This is a genomic window from Ruegeria sp. BHSB064 (assembly GCF_059613205.1).
In genome coordinates this window covers 44,450-50,534 of sequence record NZ_JBXWSB010000024.1, presented here as the reverse complement: position 1 = coordinate 50,534, position 6,085 = coordinate 44,450, and the positions used below count along the sequence as shown (strand labels likewise).

At 57.0% G+C, this 6,085-nt stretch carries 7 protein-coding genes; 4 read left to right on the top strand and 3 right to left on the bottom strand.

Annotation, left to right across the window (positions count from 1 at the left end; translation table 11 throughout):
- From AC2FNU_RS08355 to parC, 3 genes are all read right to left on the bottom strand, one after another.
- Positions 1 to 251: GTP-binding protein (locus AC2FNU_RS08355; protein ID WP_496787068.1), on the bottom strand; the 251-nt coding region annotated here is incomplete at its 3' end.
- Positions 252 to 366: 115 nt separating this feature from the next.
- The gene (locus AC2FNU_RS08350) at positions 367 to 957 is read right to left on the bottom strand and encodes a hypothetical protein (protein WP_496787066.1); all 591 of its coding nucleotides are present in this window, start codon (positions 955 to 957) and stop codon (positions 367 to 369) included.
- A gap of 95 nt (positions 958 to 1,052) precedes the next feature.
- Positions 1,053 to 3,401, bottom strand: coding sequence for a DNA topoisomerase IV subunit A (parC, locus tag AC2FNU_RS08345; protein WP_496787064.1), 2,349 nt, complete (start codon positions 3,399 to 3,401; stop codon positions 1,053 to 1,055).
- A 205-nt stretch (positions 3,402 to 3,606) separates the two neighbouring features.
- Between parC and AC2FNU_RS08340 the strand changes: the two genes are divergently transcribed.
- The 4 genes from AC2FNU_RS08340 to AC2FNU_RS08325 all read left to right on the top strand — a co-directional run bounded on the left by AC2FNU_RS08340 (position 3,607) and on the right by AC2FNU_RS08325 (position 5,984).
- Entirely contained in the window at positions 3,607 to 4,233 is a 627-nt protein-coding gene (locus AC2FNU_RS08340; protein WP_496787062.1) for an SH3 domain-containing protein, read from the top strand.
- A gap of 69 nt (positions 4,234 to 4,302) precedes the next feature.
- Positions 4,303 to 5,130, top strand: coding sequence for an SDR family NAD(P)-dependent oxidoreductase (locus AC2FNU_RS08335; protein ID WP_496787059.1), 828 nt, complete (start codon positions 4,303 to 4,305; stop codon positions 5,128 to 5,130).
- A gap of 77 nt (positions 5,131 to 5,207) precedes the next feature.
- On the top strand, positions 5,208 to 5,411 hold the full coding sequence (locus AC2FNU_RS08330; protein WP_480802018.1) for a twin transmembrane helix small protein: 204 nt from the start codon (positions 5,208 to 5,210) through the stop codon (positions 5,409 to 5,411).
- Positions 5,412 to 5,984 carry a cob(I)yrinic acid a,c-diamide adenosyltransferase gene (locus AC2FNU_RS08325; protein WP_480802017.1) on the top strand — a complete coding sequence of 191 codons (573 nt, stop codon included), beginning with the start codon at positions 5,412 to 5,414 and terminating at the stop codon, positions 5,982 to 5,984. It begins immediately after the preceding gene.
- The last annotated feature ends 101 nt before the right edge of the window (positions 5,985 to 6,085 follow it).

Here is a 6,085-nt window from a genome sequence, read left to right as displayed (position 1 = left end):
ACGTAGTCAGCGTGGCCGGGGCAGTCAACGTGCGCATAGTGGCGGTTGTCGGTCTCGTATTCCACGTGGGCGGTCGAGATGGTGATGCCGCGCGCTTTCTCTTCCGGCGCACCGTCAATCTGGTCATACGCTTTGAAGTCACCGAAATACTTGGTGATTGCTGCGGTCAGCGTCGTTTTACCATGGTCAACGTGGCCAATCGTGCCGATGTTGACGTGCGGTTTTGTACGCTCAAACTTTTCCTTTGCCATTCCTCAGGCGCCCTTTTGTGCTTTGGGGGACCCTTGGTCCCGTGGTTACATCTGCGCGCGCGAGATATTTGGTTCAGGGGGGAAAATCAAGCACATCCTGAGGGAAATACGCCGATCATGCCGGATTTTGCGTGACCGCGCTGGAATCAAGCGGTTGGATCAGGTCGGGACGTCTGTCAAACCAGCCATTCTCTTCATGTTCTTCAGCCAGCCATTCTTCGACGCGGTCTGCTACTTTCAACGCCAGACCGCTCATCTGTTGTTCTTTGGTTCGGGCATTACCTGACCCGGTAAGGGCGCTTTCGCCGGTCGTGTCTTCCAGCACCTGAAACTGTTTTCCTTTGGCCAGGAACTCTTTTTTCTTCACGTCATAGACGTTGACCAAAACAATGGCGGTACTTTTGGGATTGTAAATTACCGGAATCCCGGGCGGTGCCAGCATGTATCCCTCAAGGCTGATGCCGATGTCATATTCCTGCGCACCCTCATAGCGCCCCAATCGAATATCGACCGCGTTCTGGATGGCTTTTGTCCATTCGTCAGGTGTTGCGTCCCGCGACACCGGCCCCTGCACCGCTTTGTCTGCAAAGGCATAGTTCACACGCAGTTTGAATTCCCCGAGCGACTCGGGCGGCTCATAAACCTGCGTCTGGGTGCAAGCGCCCATCAGGGCAAGTCCAGTGATCAGCGTCAGAATGCGCAACATGTCTCGTCTCGATAGGCCTGTTTTTATTGGATGTAGCGCACCGATACGGGGTGTGCCAAGCCGTATCGGAAGAAATTCGCCAAACATGTAGGTCATTACGAGAACTTGTAGTCCCGCGGGAACCCGTATGGCGGCTTTTTCCCGACGCTGGCACGCTTGGCCAACCATTGGGACATGTCAGCCTCGTGCCGGGTTTTGTCGCCGCCCATGGACCACTTCAGACCTTCTTCCCAATTGAAGGTGGTGATGTCAGACAACCCGCCATCCAGTTCCAACGTCCCCTGACGCCCGCGCGCCATGTTGTATTTCTGCAGGCGCACACCTTTGCCTCGGGTCATTTCGGGCAGTTCTTCTGTTGGGAACACAAGGAACTTGCCGTTCTGCGAAACGACCGCCACGTGATCCCCATCAACCGGTTTACAGATCATCGCCGTCTCGTCGCCTTTGACGTTCAGCACCTGTTTGCCGTTGCGGGTCTGGGCTAGCACGTCATCCTCGGGCACCATGAACCCATTTCCTGCATCCGAGGCCACCAGCAGCTTACGCCCCGGTTTGTGGATCAGAATATCGATGATCTGCGCCTCGTTCGGCAGATCGACCATAAGACGCAGTGGTTCACCCATACCTCTGCCACCGGGCAGATTGGCCGCACTGACAGTGTAGAATCGCCCGTTTGAAGCAAAGACCAACAGTCGATCAGTGGTTTCCGCGTGGAAGATGAAGCGCGGGCCATCGCCGTCTTTGAACTTCAATTCGCGCTTCAGGTCGATATGGCCTGTCATGGCGCGAATCCAGCCCATCTGAGAGCAGACGACCGTGATCGGCTCCTTGTCGATCATCGCCTCAAGCGGCACTTCTTCGACCTGTCCGGCCTCGGCGAATTGCGTGCGGCGCGCGCCGCCTTCGTAGTCTTTGCCGAAGGTCTTCTTGGTCTCTTTCAGCTGCTCGGCGATCTTGGCCCATTGCAGGGCGGGATCGGCCAACAGGTCTTCGAGATTGGCGCGTTCCAGCATCAACTCGTCACGTTCGCGGACCAATTCCATCTCTTCCAGACGACGCAAGCTGCGCAGGCGCATATTGAGGATGGCGTCGACCTGAACCTCAGACAGTTCGCCCTCACCCGGCTTGGGCGTGACGTAATCAGACTCGTCGGTGGCACGGACGTGATCGATGCCCCAATCCTCGCGCATCAGCGCGGCTTTGGGGTCGTCGTCATAGCGGATGATGTCGATCACACGATCAAGGTTCAGGAAAGCAACGATAAAGCCCTCCAAGACCTCTAACCGATGGTCGATCTTGGCCATGCGGTGACGCGAGCGGCGGATCAGCACCTCTTGCCGGTGATCGAGGAAGGCGCGCAGCACTTCCTTCATCGAGCAAACCTTGGGCGTTACCCCGTCGATCAGCACGTTCATGTTCAGACTGAACCGCACCTCAAGGTCCGAGTTGCGATAGAGCATGCCCATCAGCACCTCGGGGTCCACGTTCTTGGAGCGCGGTTCGAGGATCAACCGGATATCATCGGCGGATTCGTCGCGCACATCGGCGAGAATCGGGATTTTCTTGGTCTGGATCAGCTCTGCGATCTTTTCGATCAGCTTGGATTTCTGAACCTGATACGGAATCTCGGTGACGATGATCTGCCACTGGCCGCGCCCCAGATCTTCAACCTCGTATTTACAACGCAGACGGAATGAACCGCGCCCGGTGCGATAGGCCTGCGCGATGTTCTCGGGCGGCTCTACAATGACGCCACCTGTTGGGAAGTCCGGGCCCGGCACGTAGTTCAGCAGCGTATCGTCGCGGGCATCCGGCGTCTTGATCAGATGCAGACAGGCATCGCACAGCTCGGCAATATTGTGCGGTGGAATGTTCGTCGCCATCCCCACGGCGATACCGCTGGCCCCGTTGGCCAACAGGTTCGGGAATTGCGCAGGCAGCACGACCGGTTCGGTCAGGGTGCCGTCATAGTTGTCGCGGAAATCAACTGCGTCTTCGTTCAGACCCTCAAGCAGCGCCTCGGCCACGATGGTCATCCGCGCCTCGGTGTAACGCGAAGCAGCCGGGTTATCGCCGTCGATATTGCCGAAGTTCCCCTGCCCGTCGACCAGCGGATAGCGCACGTTGAAGTCCTGTGCCAATCGCGCCATCGCGTCGTAAATGGCGGCATCGCCGTGCGGGTGATAGTTACCCATCACGTCACCCGAGATCTTGGCGGACTTCCGAAAACCTCCGGTTGCACTGAGTCGCAATTCCCTCATCGCATAGAGGATTCGCCGATGAACCGGCTTCAGCCCGTCGCGCGCGTCGGGTAAAGCGCGATGCATGATAGTGGAGAGCGCATAGGTCAGATAGCGTTCACCAATCGCGCGTCGCAGCGGCTCGGCTACTTCGCCCCCACCTTCGGGGGCCTCCATGTTGGGGTCGTCGATCGTATCGTTCATATATGATGTGATACGACGCAAGCGCGTCTTGGTAAAGCAAGCAGCGGATATTTTGCTGGGGACAAGTCGCGCTTTTTGCAACAGGGGGAGGCAGCTGATTGTTTTCCCCCATCTTTCGACTCAGCTCCACTATTATGCTACCATTCCAACAATTGAATGATTGCTGCCTGTATTTTTGTTACGATTACCTTGGGGGACGGCCACTATGCGCCTGATACTTGTTACTTTTGCCGCTCTCGGCTGGACCTTTTACGTGATGAGTGGAGGTCCCGACTTTGAACCGCGCGGAGTGCGCGAAGCCCAACCTGAACGCGTTGCTGTTGCACCAAAACCTGATGTCCCGGTGGTCGAACCTGCTCCGGTTGAAAACCTTGTGACACGCGCGGCGATCAAACCTGAACAAGTGGTGCCAGTGGCTACCGAACCTGTCGCCGAGTTGGGCGAAGAAGAAACCAAAGCACTGCTGTCGCAGGTGGCTGCGGGCCTCAAGGCAAACCCAACTTTGTTCAGCGACGAGAACGTAACGCTTACCTTGGCATCGCTTGAACAAGGCGTCGCCTCGCTTGAACAAGTCACCACTGATGCCGAACTGCCAACGGTGGACCTGTCGGTGCCTGTTGAAACACCCAAGGACATTCGCGAGATTTCAGGCACCCGCGTCAACATGCGAGACGGCCCGGGAACCATCTACCCGATCATTGGCAAGGCCCGGATTGGCCAACAAGTCGAAGTGCTGAGCGAATCGGGCACAGGCTGGCTGCGCCTGCGCGTGTTGCCGGGGCAACAGGTTGGGTGGATTTCCGCATCACTGGTCCGGAAAACAACAAACTGACGCCAGAGTGTCATTGCCCTGCCGCAAACACCGCCATAGCTATTGGCGGGGTAGATGCGCGGAAGGCTTATGCAGAAATCGATTCTAATTACGGGATGCTCTTCGGGCATCGGCCTGGATGCGGCACACGGAATGCGTGCACGCGGCTGGCGTGTCTTTGCATCTTGTCGCCAGCAGCGCGATTGTGATCGTCTGCGCGCACAAGGCTTTGAAAGCCCCAGAATCGACTATACCGACCAACAGAGCATTACTTCAGGATTGTCATCGGTTATTGAAGCAACGGGCGGCACTTTGGATGCTTTGTTCAACAACGGCGCCCACGGCTTGCCCGGGGCGGTCGAAGACGTACCGACCGACGGATTGCGCCATATCTTCGAAACCAATGTCTTTGGATGGCACGAGCTGACGCGCCATGTGATTCCCGTTATGCGGGAACAAGGTCACGGCCGAATTGTTCAATGCTCTTCGGTTCTGGGCCTTGTCGCCTTTCCCTGGAGAGGCGCTTATGTCGCCACCAAATATGCCATTGAGGGCCTGACCGATACGATGCGGCTGGAATTGCGCGACACCGGCATCCACGTGGTTCTGATCGAACCCGGCCCCATCACGTCGAAGCTTCGGGAAAAGGCGATTCCGATGTTCGAAAAGTACATCGATTGGGAAAACTCGGCCCTGCGGGCAAGATACGAAGCCTCCTTATTGAAACGCCTTTATGAAAGCAGCGGGCCCGACCGGTTCGAGCTGCCGGCGTCTGCCGTGACAAACAAACTGGCCCACGCGGTCGAAGCGCGACGCCCCAAACCGCGCTATTATGTGACAACACCGACCTATGTGGCCGGAGTTCTGCGCCGGATTTTGCCCACAAAAGCCACTGACCGGATCCTCTCGGATATCTGAGGCGAAATTTCCCGTTCGCTTTTTGACCTCTCAACGCTAGATGGGTCATAATCGAAAAAACCGGACGGTGACTTGAAATGGACCTTTTGATGGTCGTACTGCTTTTGGCTATGGCGGCGGTTGTCGTTGTGCTGACCTTGGGCATTGCGAATTTCGGCAAAGGCGGCATGGAAGCCGCAAAGAAAAGCAACAAGATGATGCGGCTGCGTATCCTCTTTCAATTCATTGCCGTAGTGCTGATCGTTCTATTCGTCTATCTGCGCGGACAAGGGGTGCAATAAATGGTCGTTCTCAACAAAATTTATACGCGCACCGGCGACGACGGCAAAACGGCCCTGGGCAATGGTGAACGCGTAGCCAAGTACGCGGGCCGTGTTGCCGCCTATGGCACGGTAGATGAATTGAACGCCTTTGTTGGCGTAGCCAGAAGCGAAGCCGAGGGTGAAACGGATGCAGCACTATCGCGCATTCAGAATGACCTGTTCGATCTGGGTGCCGATTTCTGCCGCCCTGACATGGACAAGGACGCCGAGGCCGACTACCCGCCCCTGCGCATCGTGCCGTCTCAGATCGACCGGCTCGAGGCCGAAATTGACGCAATGAACGAACATCTCGAACCGCTGCGCAGCTTCATCCTGCCGGGCGGCTCGCGTCTGGCGGCACACTTGCATGTGTGCCGTACCGTGTCGCGCCGGGCAGAACGGCTGGCGGTTGAATTGACGAATATGGAGCCGGTCAACGACGTCGCGGTCAAATATCTCAACCGCCTCAGCGACTGGTTCTTTGTCGCCGCACGGTGCGCAAACAACAACGGCAAAGATGACGTTTTGTGGGTTCCTGGCGCGAACCGCTGATCACGAATTGCAGAGGATTCAGGCGGCATCGTTCCGCCCCTCTGCGAAAAAAACCACAAAACGCGACGTCCCGACGCCATGACGTGACGATTTTGCTCTGT